13 protein-coding genes are annotated in these 16,441 nt (G+C 72.5%); 6 read left to right on the plus strand and 7 right to left on the minus strand.

Annotated features, from left to right (window positions below; translation table 11 throughout):
• Nucleotides 1-5: 5 nt before the first annotated feature.
• The 4 genes from ACYVP9_RS05450 to eccB all read right to left on the minus strand — a co-directional run bounded on the left by ACYVP9_RS05450 (nt 6) and on the right by eccB (nt 2,824).
• Entirely contained in the window at nt 6-386 is a 381-nt protein-coding gene (locus ACYVP9_RS05450) for a WXG100 family type VII secretion target (RefSeq protein ID WP_460603687.1), read from the minus strand.
• A gap of 126 nt (nt 387-512) precedes the next feature.
• Nucleotides 513-800, minus strand: coding sequence for a WXG100 family type VII secretion target (locus ACYVP9_RS05455; protein ID WP_460603688.1), 288 nt, complete (start codon nt 798-800; stop codon nt 513-515).
• Between the two features lie 44 nt (nt 801-844).
• Nucleotides 845-1,156, minus strand: coding sequence for a WXG100 family type VII secretion target (locus ACYVP9_RS05460; RefSeq protein WP_460603689.1), 312 nt, complete (start codon nt 1,154-1,156; stop codon nt 845-847).
• Nucleotides 1,157-1,390: 234 nt separating this feature from the next.
• Entirely contained in the window at nt 1,391-2,824 is a 1,434-nt protein-coding gene (gene eccB / locus ACYVP9_RS05465; RefSeq protein WP_460603690.1) for a type VII secretion protein EccB, read from the minus strand.
• 75 nt (nt 2,825-2,899) lie between these two features.
• Here eccB and ACYVP9_RS05470 point away from each other — a divergent pair, with 75 nt between their 5' ends.
• Complete coding sequence (locus ACYVP9_RS05470; protein ID WP_460603691.1) at nt 2,900-4,036, plus strand: type VII secretion protein EccE; 1,137 nt, start codon at nt 2,900-2,902, stop codon at nt 4,034-4,036.
• Nucleotides 4,033-4,722 (plus strand): hypothetical protein, encoded by a 690-nt coding sequence (locus ACYVP9_RS05475; protein WP_460603692.1) that lies wholly within the window; start codon nt 4,033-4,035, stop codon nt 4,720-4,722. The genes ACYVP9_RS05470 and ACYVP9_RS05475 overlap by 4 nt, the downstream gene beginning before the upstream one ends.
• 13 nt (nt 4,723-4,735) lie before the next feature.
• Here the strand turns inward: ACYVP9_RS05475 and eccD are convergent, their stop codons facing one another.
• Nucleotides 4,736-6,130, minus strand: a complete 1,395-nt coding sequence (gene eccD / locus ACYVP9_RS05480) for a type VII secretion integral membrane protein EccD (protein ID WP_460603693.1) — start codon at nt 6,128-6,130, stop codon at nt 4,736-4,738.
• Between the two features lie 121 nt (nt 6,131-6,251).
• Between eccD and eccCa the strand changes: the two genes are divergently transcribed.
• Complete coding sequence (gene eccCa / locus ACYVP9_RS05485) at nt 6,252-10,376, plus strand: type VII secretion protein EccC (RefSeq protein ID WP_460603694.1); 4,125 nt, start codon at nt 6,252-6,254, stop codon at nt 10,374-10,376.
• Here the strand turns inward: eccCa and lexA are convergent.
• Nucleotides 10,362-11,048 (minus strand): transcriptional repressor LexA, encoded by a 687-nt coding sequence (gene lexA / locus ACYVP9_RS05490; protein ID WP_460604301.1) that lies wholly within the window; start codon nt 11,046-11,048, stop codon nt 10,362-10,364. The two genes, eccCa and lexA, sit on opposite strands and share 15 nt — an antisense overlap.
• Before the next feature lie 446 nt (nt 11,049-11,494).
• On the opposite strand from lexA, the gene ACYVP9_RS05495 reads away from it, so the two are divergent.
• The 3 genes from ACYVP9_RS05495 (at nt 11,495) to ACYVP9_RS05505 (ending at nt 15,800) form a co-directional block, all read left to right on the plus strand.
• Nucleotides 11,495-11,983: a LysM peptidoglycan-binding domain-containing protein gene (locus ACYVP9_RS05495; RefSeq protein ID WP_460603695.1), complete on the plus strand. Its 489-nt coding sequence runs from the start codon at nt 11,495-11,497 to the stop codon at nt 11,981-11,983.
• A gap of 263 nt (nt 11,984-12,246) precedes the next feature.
• Nucleotides 12,247-12,726 (plus strand): transcriptional regulator NrdR, encoded by a 480-nt coding sequence (nrdR, locus tag ACYVP9_RS05500; protein ID WP_460603696.1) that lies wholly within the window; start codon nt 12,247-12,249, stop codon nt 12,724-12,726.
• Nucleotides 12,727-12,896: 170 nt separating this feature from the next.
• Nucleotides 12,897-15,800: a vitamin B12-dependent ribonucleotide reductase gene (locus ACYVP9_RS05505; protein ID WP_460603697.1), complete on the plus strand. Its 2,904-nt coding sequence runs from the start codon at nt 12,897-12,899 to the stop codon at nt 15,798-15,800.
• 76 nt (nt 15,801-15,876) lie between these two features.
• Here the strand turns inward: ACYVP9_RS05505 and ACYVP9_RS05510 are convergent, their stop codons facing one another.
• The gene (locus ACYVP9_RS05510) at nt 15,877-16,368 is read right to left on the minus strand and encodes a nitroreductase/quinone reductase family protein (protein WP_460603698.1); all 492 of its coding nucleotides are present in this window, start codon (nt 16,366-16,368) and stop codon (nt 15,877-15,879) included.
• Nucleotides 16,369-16,441: the final 73 nt, after the last annotated feature.

Consider the following 16,441-nt stretch of genomic DNA (forward strand, 5'->3'; position numbering starts at 1 on the left):
TCTCCTCAGTACTCGCCGTGCGTGCCGGGGTTGGTGACGGCCTTCTTGGCGTCGTCCTCGCGGTTCGCGTAGGTCTGCGCAGTGGTGTGGCACGTCGTGTACAGGTTCTGCAGCTGCGTGATCATCGACTGGTAGGTGAACTTCAGTCCCTCGTGCTCCTGCCGGTAGGACTCGGCGAACGCCGAACCACCGTTACCCGTGCCGTCCATCGGGTGGGCGGTGTGCGCGCCGAGGGCCGTCGAGATGGCGTCGGGCCCGATCTTGTCGAGTTCCGGCTTGCTGCCGGCCTGGTAGCCGTTGGCGCCGGAGACGTCGTCGAGCAGGGCCTTCACCCGCTTCGCGACGGCCTCGAGGGCGTCGGTGTCGACCCGGAACTGCTTGCCCATGACCGAGGCTCTCCTTCGTTGCTCTGCGTGGTGGTTCGGTGATCGGTCGTTCTCGCGCGGCCGGCGCCGGAGGTGCGCACCGGCCGCGTCGGGGCCCCTGGGCCCGCGGTCAGGTGGTGCGGACGACTAGCCCCAGTTCGACTTCGCCGCGTGCTCGGCGGCCTGGTAGTTCTGGTTGGCCTGGCCGACGGCCTGACCGATGTTGTTGAGCACCTGCGACAGGGCCAGTGCGGCGTCGTCCCACTGCTTCTTGCACTGCAGGTACGACTCCTGCGCGGAACCGCTCCAGCTCTGGATCATCGGGTTCAGCCCGCTCTCGAGCTGGTCCAGGGTGGCCGTCAGCTTGGCGTAGTTGGCGCGGATGCCCTGCTCGCCGGCCTCGAGGGCCCCGAAGTTGACCTTGATCTCGCTCATGTCTGTTCGTCCTCTCTCGGAAAGTCTGTCGGGTGGTCTCGGCGTCAGCCGTTGATCTGGCCGGCGAGACCGGTCATGGACGACGTCTCGTTGGTCTCCTGCGTGCCGTACGTGTTGCGCGTCGACACCAGCGCCTCGTGCATCTGGCGCAGCGCGGTGTTGATCTTGTTGGCCTGCTGCTCGAACGCGTCGTGCACGCCGACGAACGCGGTGGAGGCCTGACCCTTCCAGCCGCCCATCATCGACTCGACCTCGCTGCGCAGCGCGCTGATGTGGCCCTGGATCTGCTGGGCGGCGTCGTCGACCTTCGCGGCGCCGGCCTGCATCGCCTCTTCGTTGGTTGTGTACTGACCCACGATCTCGCTCCTTCGTCGTGTCGTTGTCGATCTCTGACGGTGATCTTCGGTGGTGATCTTCGTGCTGTGAACCGACCATACAATCGGGGTCAGGTCGCCACCATCGGAACGAATGGGGACTACTACCCCCGGTGCCGTCGAGGCGTGGGGACCGCTGCCCGATCGCGTGTGTGATACCCGCGTTTAGTCGGCTCCGCACCGTCGGAGGGCAGGAAATCCGGGGACTCGGGGGCTTCAGCGCACCTCGGTCAGCGCCGCGTCCCGGTTCATGGCCGGCCCGGTCGGAATCAGTTTGAGCAGCGCCGAGGGCAGCCGGACGGGCGTGACGCCGCCGTAGCCGAGCGCGGCCAGCGCGTTGTCGTCCTGGGTGTCGGCGGTCGGGAACTTGGTGCCCGAGTCGGAGACGAGGAAGCGGACCGGCGAGCCGTCCGAGGCGGTGACCACGGCGGCGCGGCCCGGGGGCACCGTCACCTTGTCGGCGAGGCCGTTGGCGGAGGTGCCCGTCTCGCTGATGTCCGAGATCGGCGTGGTCGGCTTGAGGCTCGGCGGGACCGTGAAGGAGGGTGCCTGCGCCACGCCGCCGGAACCCTTCGCGTACACCGCGCAGACGCCACCGTTCGCCTGCGCGCTGCGGTCGAGGGTCGGGATCTCGGTGGGCAGGCCGTCGAGCTGCGACTGCCTCAGCGCGTCGAAGCTGGACGTCGCGCGGGGCACGTTGATCACCGCCGCGGACGTGACCTTGCGGGGGGTGAGGACGTCGCCGGCCGAGGACACGCTCACCGTGCTCAGGACCGCGCGCTGGACCTCGTCGACGGCGTGGATGCCGTCGCGGAGCACCACGAAGGAGCCGCCGCCGTCCTGGACGTCGAGCAGCTGCCCGACCCGCAGCGTGCTGCCGTCGAGCTCGACGTCGCTGCGGCCGCCGGCGTCCTCGAGGGCGGGATCGCGCAGGTCGCGGCCCGCGGGGACGGCGCCGAGGAACGCGGTGCCGACCTGCAGCGGGTCGGCCTGGCCGAGCCGCATCGCGGTGGCGACCCGTCCGCTGGCGATCGCGAAGCGACGGCCCTCGGCGAGCAGGTAGGAGGCCTGCTTCGTCGCCACGACGACCCCGGTGCCGGACGGCAGCGCGGTGCCGCTGGCCCGCTCGCCGATCGTCAGGCCCACCTGCGTCGTGAGCTCGTTGCCGCCGGGCAGCGGGCGCTGGCGGGAGCAGGCGGTGATCGGGCCGCTGACGAGGTCGCCGGAGGCCGGCGGCACGCCCGGCCATTCCGGGACGCCGATCTTCGTGCCGCGCCGCGCGTCGGCGATGTCGCTGCCCTCGACCTTGACCGGCTTGCCACCCTGACCGCCGGTCGCGAGCAGCGCCGAGGTGTAGTTCGCGGTCGGGTGCAGCACTCCGCCGAGGTTCACGTACGTCTGGGTGCCGTCGTCGACCTGCAGGACCACGGAGTTCGGTTTCTTCCACGCGTCGCCCGCCTTGGGACGGATGAACCCGAAGACGGTGAAGCCGACGACGACGAGGATGGCGATCATGATGCCGCTGAGCGTGGTGACGGTGAGCCGGCGCATCGGCGGTTCGAGCACGTTGGGGTCACCGGTGACCAGCGCGGCCAGGGCGCGCCGGTTCTGGAACCGGAACGCCTGCAGCTGGTCGCGGCGGGTCTGCACCCTCGGACCATACGAGAACCGGGTGACGATTCGCGCGCCGCGACCTCGGGGCGGGGCTCTGCAATGATCGGCGGCGTGCCGCAGCCGCCCCCGCCGACCCGCACGCAGCTCGTGCTGATCGAGGTCGCCGCGGCCGCCGTGCTGGGGGGCTTCGCGCTCGGCGCCGTGCCCTACTACGTCGGCATCGGCGTCGCGGTCGTGCTGCTGCCGCTCGCGCTCGTGCCCCGGCGTCGCCGCTGGCTGTACCAGGTGCTCGCGTCGCGGTGGGGGCTGGCGCGTCGCCGGCGGCGGGCCCGCGGCCGGGCCGGACTCGCCGGACTGCTCGGCGACTACCGGGTCGAGTCCGTCGAGGGCGGACGGCTCGGCGGCAGCATCGGCGTCGTGCGTTCCGGCACCACCTGGAGCCTGCCGCTGGTGGTCGGGCTCGACCACGTGCTCAACGACGACGCGGCGGTGCCCGTCGACCTGCTGGCCGGTCTGCTGCAGGTCGAGGACGTCCCGCTGTCGAGCGTCCGGCTGTTCACGCTGACGACCCCGGCGGCGAAGGCGGCGCACGCCCCGGACGGGCCGGCCGCCCCCGTGACGCAGCTCGCCGTCCGCTACTGCCTGCTGACCCTCGACACCCGCCGCGCGGCGGACGCGATCGCCGCGCGGGGCGGCACCGAGGCCGCGATCCGGCAGATCCTGCGCCGCTGCGCGGTGCACACCGAGCAGGTGCTCGCCACGGCCGACCTGCAGGTGCGCCGCCTCGACGAGAACGCCGTCGCCGCGTTGTTCGGCACCTGGATGGGTCCGACCTCGCCGGCGGCCGGCCACGGCCACCGCACCGCCGAGGCCTGGAACGACGTGCTCGTGGGCGGCACCTGGTCGACGGTGTTCGCCGTGACCGGCACCGGCCCCGACGTCGCCGCCCGCGTGCAGCGGCTCACCGCCGCCGCGCCGACCCCGGTGACCGCGACGTCGCTCGTGCTGCGGCCGGTCGCGGGCCGTCCGTCCGGCGACCGCTCGGGCGGACGCGCGGCGGGCGGCGCCGGTGTGACCGCGACGCTGCTCGTGCGCGTGAGCTCGCCGGACGCGGCGCCGCCCCGCGACGCCGTCGGCTCGCTCGCGCTGCTCGCCAAGGCGTACGACCTCACGCTGCAGCACGTCGGCGGCGAGCAGGCCGAGCTGCTGCGCGCCACCACCCCGCTCGGTGTCGGGGAGCCGGTGTGAGGCGCGCCGTGCGGGGCGTCGTCACCCTCGAGATCGCCCCCGGCGCCGAGCTCGCCGCACCCGTCACGGGCGCCCGGCTGGGCGCGGGGCAGGGCGGACCCGTGGTGCTGCGGCTGTTCCGTCTCGCCGGCACGCGGGTGGCGCTGGCCGCGCGGGTGCTCCCGGCGCAGCTGCTCGCCGTGCGCGCCACCGCCGCGGGCACGCCGGTCCAGGTGATGACCCCCCGTCCGCAGTTGTGGGAGCCGCTGCTGCGCGGCGCGCCGCAGAGCCGTGTGGTGCCCGACGCGTCGTCGCTCGCGGTCAGCGGCGGCCCGATGCTGGTCGTCGACGACCGTCCGCCCGCGGCGCGCAGTGCCCTGGACGCGCGACCGTGGCAGTGCCGCGTCGACGTGCGCACCCAGTGGGGTGCGTCCGACCTCGCGCACCTCGCCCTCGCCGACGTCGCGGTGTTCGGCGCGATGCCGGGCGACGCCGCCCGCGCGGTCGCGTCCGCGTTCGGCCTGGCCCGCGACGCCGTCGCGCGGCTGGCGCAGCTGGATGCGGGATCGTTCGCCGTCGTCCGGCGCGGCCGGGTCGATTTCGTCTCGCTGGACCCGACCCCCGCCGAGGCGCAGGTGCTCGACTCCGCGCGGGGGGTCGGACACGCCTCGTCCCGTCCGCCGTCGGTGCCGGCCGGACGACGCTGAGCGTCCGGACGGGTCAGGGGCTCGGCAGCCCGCGCGCCGCGCCGTAGACACCCATGACCGCGAGCGCGAGCGGGATGACCGACAGCACGAGCAGCGATTCGACGATGTCCGCGGCGCGTCCGACCGGCGGGTTGTAGCGGCGTCCGGGCAGACCGACCGCGGCGGCGACGAGCAGCACCGCGACGATCACGCTCGGGGCGGCGAAGGCGAGGATGCGGCCGGTGCCCGAGGCGTCGAGCACCGCGGAGACGAGCACGGCGAGCAGCGCGAGCGAGCCGGCGATCAGCAGCAGGGTGCGCTGGGCGCGTCCGGTGAACAGTCGCGCCCGCAGCAGGCAGATGAGACCGAGCACGATGGCCAGGATGCGTTCGGTGACGCCCTCGCCGCTGATGAGCACGGCCGCGCCGGCGATGGCGAGCGCGACGCCGCCGACGAGTCCGGTCAGGAACTGGTCCGCGCGCACGGCCTGGCCGAGGATCTGGCGCGAGTCGGCGACACCGGTCTCGCGGCGCAGGTCGGCGGCGTCCTGGGGGATCTGCGGCAGGGGCAGCCGCGACAGCCGGAACGACAGCGCGGGCAGGAACGGCGAGACGGCGAGCGCGACGGTCGCGACGATCGACGCGGTGGCCGCGGGGGTGAGCGTCGTGGCGGTGGCGACCGTGGTGCCGATGGCCGTCAGCACGCCGGTCGTCATCACGACCACGAACCCGGCGAAGCCCGCGCCCGTGAGCGCGAGGGACAGCACGGCGGCGAGGACGACGGCCGCGCTCGCGACCAGCACCTGCGGCGCACCGAACTCGACCAGCGAGTGGTCGGCGCCCACACCCACACCTCCGGCGACGCCGGCGAACGCGACGGCGAAGCCGGCAGCGACCGACGCCGGCGTCCGGCGGTTGTAGATGCGCGCCACGGCGGCGGCCGTGGCCAGGAGCAGCACCGCGGTCGTCGCGGCTGCGGCCATCGCCGGGATCCAGCCCGGGCCGGTGGTCAGCAACAGCAGGAGGGAGAGCACGAGCAGGGCCGACGCCATGCCGGCCGCCGCCCGCATCGTGTGCTCCGGACGCCAGCGGGCGGTGCGCTCGTTGACCCCGGCCGCGACCGCGTCGAGGACGTCGTCGAACGCCACTTCGGGCAGGTGGCTGCTGCGGGTGCGCAGGTGCAGGGTGTCGCCGTCGCGGATGCCCGCCGCCGACAGCGACGTGCCCGGGTCGAACGGCGCCTCACCCGCGCGCTGCAGCAGCCAGCCGCCCTCGGCCATGCCCTGGTCGGCGGTCTCGCGTCCGAGGCTGGACACGACGATGGTCAACAGCTCGGCCACCGACAGCTGCATCGGGACCGCCAGGTCGACGCGCAGCGAGGACGAGATGATGGTGAGCCGGCAGCTGCTGGCGACCAAGCTCGCGGACAAACCGCGCCTCCCGGGGACTGTCTTACGATCATCGGACGTGCGGCGACGCGCCCGACCACACCGTAACGGAGGCAGCCGGTGACCACTGGTCGTACGAGGGTGCGCCGGAGAAGGGTGTGCAGTGGGCACTGAGCTGTTCCGCCGTCCGGCCCGTCGCACGGGTCCGCTGGAGCCGCGCGGCGAGATCGTCCTCGAGTCGCCGCCCGAGCTGCCGGAGACGGTCAGCGGCGGCGGCGCCGGTCAGGCACTGACCTATCTGCCGATGCTGGCGGGCGCCGGCGCCACCGGCCTGCTCGTCACCGGCTCCGGAGGCACGCCGATCACGTATCTCGCCAGCGGCATGATGGCGCTGTCGATGGTCGGTATGGCGATCGGCGGTGTCGGACGGCAGTCGGGCGAGAAGCGCCGCCGCCTCGACGGTGACCGCCGCGACTACGCCCGGTACCTCGAGCAGGTGCGCCGCCGGGTGCGGCGCGCGGCCGAGCAGCAGCGCGCCGCCGCCCTCTGGCACCACCCCGAACCGGACTCGCTGTGGTCGATCGTCGTCGGCAGCCGCATGTGGGAGCGCCGCCCGGGCGACGAGGACTTCCTGGTCGTGCGCACCGGACGCGGTCCGCAGCGCCTCGCGGTCACTCTCGTGCCGCCGCAGACGAAGCCGATCGAGGACCTCGAGCCGATCTCGGCAGCGGCGCTGCGACGCTTCGTCCGCACCCACAACACCGTCGCCGACCTGCCCGCCGCGCTGGCGCTGCCCTCGTTCGGGCGCATCGTGCTGTCGGGCGAGAACCCGTCCGCCGTGCGCGGCCTGGCCCGGGCGATGCTCGGCCAGCTGGCGACCTTCCACACGCCGGACGACCTGGTGATCGCCGTGGCTGCGGGGCCGGAGACGGCACCGCAGTGGGAGTGGCTCAAGTGGCTGCCCCACGCGCTGAGCTCCGACACCTTCGACGCGGTCGGCCAGGTGCGCCTCATCGGCGACGACCTGCTGGCGATCGAGTCGCTGTTCGGTGACACCCTCACGAGCCGTCCGCGCTTCGGAACCGGCGGCGGCGAGGGGCCGCACGTCGTGGTGGTCGTCGACGGCGGACGCGTGCCGGGGGAGTCGCAGCTCGCGGGCAGCCTGGTGCAGGGCGTCACCGTGCTCGACCTGTCGGGCACGACCGGTCCCGACACCGGTCCGGGCATCCTGCGTCTCGACGTCACCGGGCCGGCGAAGAGTTCCGAGCGCAGCCAGAACGGACGTGCGCCCCGGGAGCAGCGCACCCCCCGCGCGCTGTCGATCGTGCGCCGCGACCGCACCGGCGAGGTCGAGCGCACCTGGATCGGCGTGCCCGACTCGCTGTCGGTGGTGGAGGCCGAGAACCTCGCCCGCCGGATGAGCCCGATGCGCTTCTCCACCGCCACCGCGGACGAGCCGAGCGACGCGCTCACCGCCGACCTGACGCTGCCGGAGCTGCTGCGCATCGGCGACCCGCGGACGGTCGACCCCGGCATCACGTGGCGGCCGCGGGCGCCGCGCGACCGGCTGCGCGTGCCGATCGGCGTCGGCCCCGGCGGCCAGCCCGTCGACCTGGACATCAAGGAGTCGGCGCAGGGCGGCATGGGTCCGCACGGGTTGGTCATCGGCGCCACCGGGTCCGGCAAGTCGGAGCTGCTGCGCACCCTGGTGCTCGGCCTCGCGCTCACGCACTCGTCCGAGACGCTGAACTTCGTGCTCGTCGACTTCAAGGGCGGCGCGACGTTCGCGTCCCTCGACGTCATGCCGCACACGTCCGCGATCATCACCAACCTCGAGGACGAGCTGATCCTCGTCGACCGCATGAAGGACGCCATCTCCGGCGAGATGGTGCGCCGCCAGGAGGCGCTGCGCGCGGCCGGCAACTACGCCTCGCTGCGCGACTACGAGCGCGCCCGCGAGCAGGGCGCCCCGCTCGAACCCATGCCGTCTTTGTTCATCGTCGTCGACGAGTTCAGCGAACTGCTCAGTGCCAAGCCCGACTTCATCGACCTGTTCGTGATGATCGGACGGCTCGGACGGTCGCTGGGCGTGCACCTGCTGCTGGCCAGCCAGCGCCTCGAGGAGGGCAAGCTGCGCGGCCTCGACACCCACCTCAGCTACCGCATCGGGCTGCGCACGTTCTCGGGCATGGAGAGCCGGGTCGTGCTCGGCGTCCCCGACGCCTACGAGCTGCCGAGCGCGCCCGGCAACGGTTACCTGAAGGAGGCCACCGAGGGGCTCGTCCGCTTCAAGGCCGCCTACGTGTCGGGACCGTTCAAGGCCACCGCGAGCGCCGGCCCGACCGTCACCGAGGGACAGCGGCGACAGATCCTGCCCTACCAGGTCGACTACCTCGCCGCGCGCGAGGAGCCGCGCGACGATCCCGAACCGGACCCGGACGAGTCCGAGGAACGGCCGGCCGACGGGCCCGAGGAGACGATGCTCGACATCCTCGTCGGACGGCTCGAGGGGGCCGGCGTCCCCGCGCGCAAGGTGTGGCTGCCGCCGCTGGACGTGCCGCCGACCATGGACGAGCTGCTGCCGCCGCTGCGCGAGACCGACATGGGCCTGCGGCCCGTCGACTGGGACGCCGCACCGCGGCTCGCCGCGCCCATCGGCCTGATCGACCGGCCGTTCGACCAGCGTCGGGACCCGCACTGGGTCGAGCTGGCCAGCTCGCACTTCGTGGTCGTCGGACGGCCGCAGAGCGGCAAGAGCACCGTGCTCCGCGCGCTGATCACGGGGCTGGCGCTGACCCACACGCCCGAGCAGGTGCAGTTCTTCTGCATCGACTTCGGCGGCGGCACGCTGACCGGCCTGTCGGACCTGCCGCACGTCGGCTCGGTCGCGACCCGCCTCGAGCCCGACCGGTTGCGCCGCACCATCGCCGAGGTCAACACCCTGCTCGCCAGACGCGAGGAGTTCTTCACCGAGCACAAGATCGACTCGATGAACTCGTACCGCCGCGCGATCGCGTCCGGACGGCTGCCGCGCGACGGGTTCGGCGACCTGTTCCTCGTCGTCGACGGCTGGGCGTCGATCCGCTCCGACTTCGAACCGCTCGAGGCCGCGATCACCCAGATCGCGTCGCGCGGTCTGGGGTACGGCGTGCACGTGGTGCTGTCCATCCAGCGGTGGATGGAGATGCGTCCCGCGCTGAAGGACCTCATCAGCAACCGGCTCGAGCTGCGCCTGGGCGACCCGTCCGAGTCGGAGCTCGACCGCAAGATCGCCAAGGACGTGCCGGAGGGCAGCCCCGGACGGGGCATCTCGCCCCACAAGCTGCACTTCCTCAGCGCGCTGCCGCGGGCGGACGGCAACCCCTCCGTCGACGACGTCGTCGACGGCGTGGCCGACACCGTGCAGCGCGTCAAGGACGCGTGGGCCGGTCCGGTCGCGCCGCCGGTGCGGCTGCTGCCCGCAGAACTGCCGTTCGCCGACCTGCCGCCGGTCGACCCGTCGCGGGCGGCCGTGCCCATCGGCGTCGACGAGGACGTGCTCGAGCCGGTGTACATCGACTTCGACGCCGAACCGCACTTCGTGGTCGTCGGCGACGTCGAGTCGGGCAAGTCGAACCTGATGCGCGCGATCGCCACCGGCATCACGACCCGGTGGACGCCGAAGGAGGCGAAGGTCATCACCTTCGACTACCGGCGCGGCATGCTCGGCGCGATCACCACACCGCACCAGATCGGGTACGTGATGAACTCGGTCGCCGCGCCGGAGACGGCGTCGAACATCGTCGCCGCGCTGCGCGACCGGCTCAAGAACATCGAGGTCGACCCGTCCGCCGGTGAGGTGGCGAAATGGACGGGTCCGCGGCTGTTCCTGCTGCTCGACGACTACGACATGATCGCCGGCGGGTCGGGCGGCAACCCGATGCGCGACCTCATCGAGTTCCTGCCCCAGGCCCGCGACATCGGGCTGCACGTGGTGCTCGCCCGCTCGGCCGGCGGCGCGGGTCAGGGAATGTTCGAACCGTTCATGCGCAACCTGCGTGACATGGGCACCCCCGGCCTGCTGCTGTCGGGCAGCAAGGACGAGGGGGCGGTGCTGGGCTCGCAGAAGATGGAGCCGCTGCCGCCCGGACGGGGGCGGCTGGTGCACCGCCGCCACGCACCCGTGCTGGTGCAGACGGCGCTCATGGCCTCACCGGCACCGGCACCGGCGGCTCCGGCGGCTCCGGCTGCACCGGCTGCGGCCCCGTCGTCGGAACCGCAGCCGGACGCGGGGTCAGACCCGGCGTAGCACGGTGACGACGCGGCCGAGGATGGTCGCGTCGTCGGCGGGGATGGGGGAGTAGGCCTCGTTGTGCGGCAGCAGCCAGGCGTGCCCGCCCTTGCGCTGCAGCGTCTTGACGGTGGCCTCGCCGTCGATCATCGCCGCGACGATCTCGCCGTTCTCGGCGTTCTCCTGCTGGCGGACGACCACCCAGTCGCCGTCGGCGATGGCCGCGTCGACCATCGAGTCACCGACGACCTTGAGCAGGAACAGCGTGCCGTCGCCGACGAGTGACTTCGGCAGCGGGAAGACGTCCTCGATCATCTGCTCGGCCAGGATCGGCCCACCGGCGGCGATGCGGCCCACCACGGGGACGAACACCGGCGCCTCGCTGCGCGGCGCGTCGTCGGCCACGGCGACGGCGCGCCGTGCCGCCTTGCCGCGACCGGTGCCCGTGGCGCCCTCGCGCAGGCCGCCGTCGCGGACGTCGACCGCGCGCGGCCGGTTGGGGTCGCGGCGCAGGAAGCCCTTGCGTTCGAGCATGGCGAGCTGGTGGGCGACGCTCGAGGTCGAGGCCAGCCCCGCCGACTCGCAGATCTCGCGGATGCTCGGCGGATAGCCGCGCCGCTCCACGGAGTCGCGGATGACGTCGAGGATCGCCTGCTGGCGGCGCGTCAGCCCCGTGACGGGGTCGGGCAGCTCGGTGACCTTCGGACGGCCGGGGCCCCGGCGGGCGGGCTGCTCGTCGGTCGTCGCAACGGCCTCGCCCGCGGTGGCCTCGGTCGTGTCGGCGGTGTCGACCTCCTTCGACCGGGCGGTGCGGGGACCGGCTGCGGTGGTGCGCGTCTTCTGCGCTTTCTGCGCCACGGTGGTGAGCCTTCCTTCGGTCTGCGGTGGGCGTCGTGCTGCGGGCGACCGCGGAGGTGTCCCGCGACACACCCGCCGGATCGGCGGTGTTCGAAATCGTGTTCGGTGGCCCGGACGTTAGCCACATCGCGTCCGCAACTCAAACATTTGTTCGAACGACACGCCGGTCGTCCGTGGTTCGTGTCGGACCCCGCTGGTACACATTCGAATAGGCGTTCTATCGAAAGCCTGTTCGAACCAGATGGTGACGCGCAGGCCCGATCGACAGGAGTACACCGATGTCCGCAGCACTGTCCTTCCTCCCCGACACGAGCCCCGCCGAGCCCTGCGAGGTCCCGGTCCGGCGCCCGCGTCACCTGCACGCGGTTCCCGTCCGACCGGCGCTGTCGCCGGTGGCGCCGGCGGTCCCGGCGTCGCCCGCGCCGCGCGCCGTGTCGGTGCTCGCGCCCCCGGCCGACGCCGAGCGGGTCAGGGTGCGGCTCACCCGCCGCGGCATGGCGGTGCTCGCGGTGCTGGCCGCCGCGGTGGGCGGCGCGCTGGTCTGGCTCGCCACGGTGTCCGCGCCCGCCGCCGGCCCCGCGCCGGCCGAGGGCCGCGCGCCGGCCGTCGTCACGGTCCGGGGTGGCGACACGCTGTGGTCCATCGCGGGTCGCACCGCGCCCGGCGCCGACCCCCGCGCCGAGGTCGACCGGCTGCGCCGGCTCAACCACCTCGACGGTGCCACCGGGGTCACCCTGCGCCCCGGCCAGCACCTGCGCACCCGCTGAACCGCTGACGAAAGCCGCGTTCCCGGCGGCCGTGGCGACACGTCGGGCGCGAAGCTTGCGGAACAACCGCGACAGGCCTAGCGTTCACAACATCTAGTAGTTACAACGGTGTTGTTCGTCCACAAGTTGGGGTTGTTTCTCCACAGGACAGCCGCTGCGGTCCACAGGGCAGCGGCAGTTCTCCCCACGTTGTCGACAGCCGTGTCCACAGGCGAGGCGTCCGAGTGGGGCCGCGCCGCGCGAGCCGAGGAGGGTGCAGCACCGTGCGTTGCCCGTACTGCCGCCACCCCGACTCCCGCGTCGTCGACTCCCGCGAGCACGACGAGGGCCAGGTCATCCGGCGCCGCCGGTCCTGCCCCGAGTGCGGTCGGCGGTTCACCACCGTCGAGGAGGCGACGCTCGCGGTGATCAAGCGCAGCGGCGTCACCGAGCCGTTCAGCCGCGCGAAGGTGATCAGCGGCGTGCGCCGGGCCTGCCAGGGTCGCCCCGTCGACGAGGACGCGCTCGCCCAGCTCGCCCAGGCCGTCGAGGAAGCGATCCGTGCGACCGGTGTCGCCGAGGTCCCGAGCGACGACGTCGGCCTGGCCATCCTCAAGCCGCTGCGCGAGCTCGACGAAGTCGCGTACCTCCGCTTCGCGAGCGTCTACCAGGCCTTCAGCTCGGCCGACGACTTCGAGAAGGCGATCCTCGACCTCCGCGGCGACCGGCCGGGCGACGCCGCTCCCGCACCGCCCGACTCCTGATCACATCCCTGGCGTTCCGTTCTCCGGACGCCGGCAATGACCCCAGCAGTGACTCCACCAGTGACTCCAGCAGTGACTCCAGCAGCGACGCCAGCACCGCAGTACGGCCCAGCACAACACCCCACCCCCCGAAGCCACGCAGTACGAGCAGTACGAGAGGACCCACGCCGATGACCGAGGCCGACGTCAGCCGCGACAGCGCAGCCAGCACCGACCGCACCGCCACGAGCGAGCCGGAGGCGGTCTATCCCGCGTCCGGGCTGCGCATCGAGCGCGTGTACACGTCCGAGGGCGTGCACCCGTACGCCGAGGTCAGCTGGGAGCGGCGCGACGTCGTCATGACCAACTGGCGTGACGGCTCGATCAACTTCGAGCAGCGCGGCGTCGAGTTCCCCGACTTCTGGTCGGTCAACGCCGCCAACATCGTGACCACCAAGTACTTCCGCGGCGCCGTCGGCAGTGACACCCGCGAGTGGTCGCTGCGCCAGCTCATCGACCGCGTGGTCAGCAAGTACGTCGCCGCCGGCCGGCAGCACGCCTACTTCGCCTCGCCGGCCGACGCCGAGATCTTCGAGCACGAGCTCACGTGGATGCTGCTGCACCAGGTGTTCAGCTTCAACTCGCCGGTGTGGTTCAACGTCGGCACCACGTCGCCGCAGCAGGTCAGCGCCTGCTTCATCCTCTCGGTCGACGACACCATGGACTCGATCCTGAACTGGTACCGCGAGGAGGGGCTGATCTTCAAGGGCGGTTCCGGGGCCGGCCTCAACCTCTCGCGCATCCGCTCGTCCAAGGAGCTGCTGTCCTCCGGCGGCACCGCGTCCGGCCCGGTGTCCTTCATGCGCGGCGCCGACGCGTCCGCCGGCACGATCAAGTCCGGCGGCGCCACCCGCCGCGCGGCGAAGATGGTCGTCCTCGACATCGACCACCCCGACATCGCCGAGTTCGTCGAGACCAAGGCGCGCGAGGAGAACAAGATCCGCGTCCTGCGCGACGCCGGCTTCGACATGGACCTCGGCGGCTCGGACATCACGTCCGTGCAGTACCAGAACGCCAACAACTCCGTCCGCGTCAGCGACGAGTTCATGCGCGCCGTCGACGAGGGCACCGACTTCGGTCTGCGCTCGCGCAGCACGCACGAGGTCATCGAGTCCGTCGACGCCAAGGACCTGTTCCGCAAGGTCGCGCAGGCCGCGTGGGAGTGCGCCGACCCGGGCATCCAGTACGACGACACGATCAACGACTGGCACACCAACCCCGAGACCGGCCGCATCACCGCGTCCAACCCGTGCTCGGAGTACATGAGCCTCGACAACACCTCGTGCAACCTGGCGTCGCTGAACCTGCTGACGTTCCTCGAGCCCGACAACACCTTCGCGGGCGAGCGGTTCGTCAAGGCCACCGAGCTGATCATCACCGCGATGGACATCTCGATCTGCTTCGCCGACTTCCCGACCGAGTCGATCGGCAAGAACACCCGCGACTACCGCCAGCTGGGCATCGGCTACGCCAACCTCGGTGCGCTGCTCATGGCGTGCGGCCTGGCCTACGACTCCGACGGCGGCCGTGCGCTCGCCGCCTCGATCACGTCGCTGATGACCGGTGTCGCCTACCGCCGCTCGGCCGAGCTGGCCGGCATCGTCGGCCCGTACGCCGGGTTCGCCCGCAACGCCGCCGCGCACGCCCGCGTCATGCGCAAGCACGCCGCCGCCACCGACGCCGTGCGCACGCTGCACGACAACGACCGTGCGGTGCTCGAGCTGGCCACCAAGGAGTGGACGCGCGGCAACAAGATCGGCGAGAAGAACGGCTGGCGCAACGCGCAGGCGTCCGTGCTCGCGCCCACCGGCACCATCGGCCTGATGATGGACTGCGACACCACCGGGGTCGAGCCCGACCTCGCGCTGGTCAAGTTCAAGAAGCTCGTCGGCGGCGGCTCGATGCAGATCGTCAACCAGACGGTGCCGCGGGCACTGCGCATCCTGGGTTACCAGGAGGAGCAGGTCGAGGCCATCGTCGAGTACATCGCCGAGCACGGTCACGTGATCGACGCGCCGGGCCTGCGCACCGAGCACTACGAGGTGTTCGACTGCGCGATGGGCGCCCGCGCGATCCGTCCGATGGGCCACGTGCGCATGATGGCGGCGGTCCAGCCGTTCCTGTCCGGCGCGATCTCCAAGACGGTCAACCTCCCCGAGAACGCGACCGTCGAGGACATCGAGGACGTCTACTTCCAGGGCTGGAAGCTCGGCCTCAAGGCGCTGGCGGTCTACCGCGACAACTGCAAGGTCGGCCAGCCGCTGTCCGCGGGCAAGGAAGCGAAGAAGGACGAGAAGGCCGGCGCCTCGGCGGCGCCGGAGAAGGTCGTCGAGTTCCGGCCCACCCGCACCCGGCTGCCGAAGTCGCGCAACTCGCGCACCACGTCGTTCGCCGTCGGTGGTGCCGAGGGCTACATGACCGCGGGCACCTACGACAACGGCAACCTCGGTGAGGTGTTCCTCAAGCTGGGCAAGCAGGGCTCGACCCTGGCCGGCGTCATGGATGCCTTCTCGATCGCGATCTCCATCGCGCTGCAGTACGGCGTTCCGCTCGAGACCTACGTCCAGAAGTTCACCAACATGCGCTTCGAGCCGGCCGGTCTCACCGACGACCCGGACGTGCGCATGGCGCAGTCGGTGCTCGACTACGTGTTCCGGCGTCTGGCGCTCGACCACCTGCCCTTCGAGGAGCGGTCGGCGCTGGGCATCCACACCGCCACCGAGCGCACCCGGCAGCTCGAGACCGGCTCGTACGCCCCCGCCGACGACCAGGAGGACCTCGAGGCCCTCGCGCAGTCGGCGCCCGTCGAGCAGTCCACGGTCGTCGAGGAGGACGAGCCCACCGTCAGCGACCCCGTCGTCGCCGCCACCGCGACCCCGGTGCCGGTGAAGGTCCACAGCAGCACCGAGCTGCTCGAGACCCTCATGGGCAGCAGCGCCGACGCCCCGCTGTGCATGAACTGCGGCACCAAGATGCGTCCCGCCGGTTCCTGCTTCGTCTGCGAGGGCTGCGGCAGCACCAGCGGCTGCAGCTGAGCCATCGACCCGAAGGGCCGGCCTCCACGGGAAGGGAGGCCGGCCCTTCGTCGTGCCGCGGGCCGTACCGCGCGCCTCACCCGGCGAACGGTTCGAGAACCACCACGGCGGTCTCCCGCTGCCGACGGACGGCGTACTCGTCGAGCTTGCGGTCCAGCGCGGCGAACCGCGCCCAGAGCCGGCCCCGCTCCTCGCCGTGGGCGGCGCGGGCGTGCACCGTCCGGGCTCCGTCGCGGGTGCGCACCATGGCGTGCGGATGCGCCTGCAGGTTCAGCCACCACGCCGGCTCGGGCTCGGCCCAGCCTGTCATCGCCATGGTGACCAGGTTCGGACCGTCCTCGAGATAGGCGAGCACCACCGCGCGGGGCTGACCGCTGCGCCGGCCGAGCGTGGTGAGCTGCAGCGCGCCCCACCGCTGCGCTCCCGGCGGCCACAACCCACGCCGGCCGTGGCTGCGGCGCACGACGGCGCGGTGGGCGCGCCAGAACATCAGCACCACCCGGCGCGGCGGAAGCCACGCGCGGCTGCGCGGGGTGCGCACCCGCCACGACGATCGCATCCCCGTCATCCCGCGAGCGTGGGCCGCCCCGCGGTCGTGCCGTAGGGCCGAATGGAGCGTCGACGGCAGGGACGCGAGCCGG

The sequence above is a fragment of the Jatrophihabitans fulvus genome, from assembly GCF_054781375.1.

Bases quoted from the DNA above. Each gene is read 5' to 3' on its own strand.
- ACYVP9_RS05495 (WP_460603695.1), top strand. From the start codon at position 11,495: ATGTCCGCAGCACTGTCCTTCCTCCCCGACACGAGCCCCGCCGAGCCC.
- ACYVP9_RS05455 (WP_460603688.1), bottom strand. From the start codon at position 800: ATGAGCGAGATCAAGGTCAACTTCGGGGCCCTCGAGGCCGGCGAGCAG.
- ACYVP9_RS05450 (WP_460603687.1), bottom strand. From the start codon at position 386: ATGGGCAAGCAGTTCCGGGTCGACACCGACGCCCTCGAGGCCGTCGCG.
- ACYVP9_RS05505 (WP_460603697.1), top strand. From the start codon at position 12,897: ATGACCGAGGCCGACGTCAGCCGCGACAGCGCAGCCAGCACCGACCGC.
- ACYVP9_RS05510 (WP_460603698.1), bottom strand. From the start codon at position 16,368: ATGACGGGGATGCGATCGTCGTGGCGGGTGCGCACCCCGCGCAGCCGC.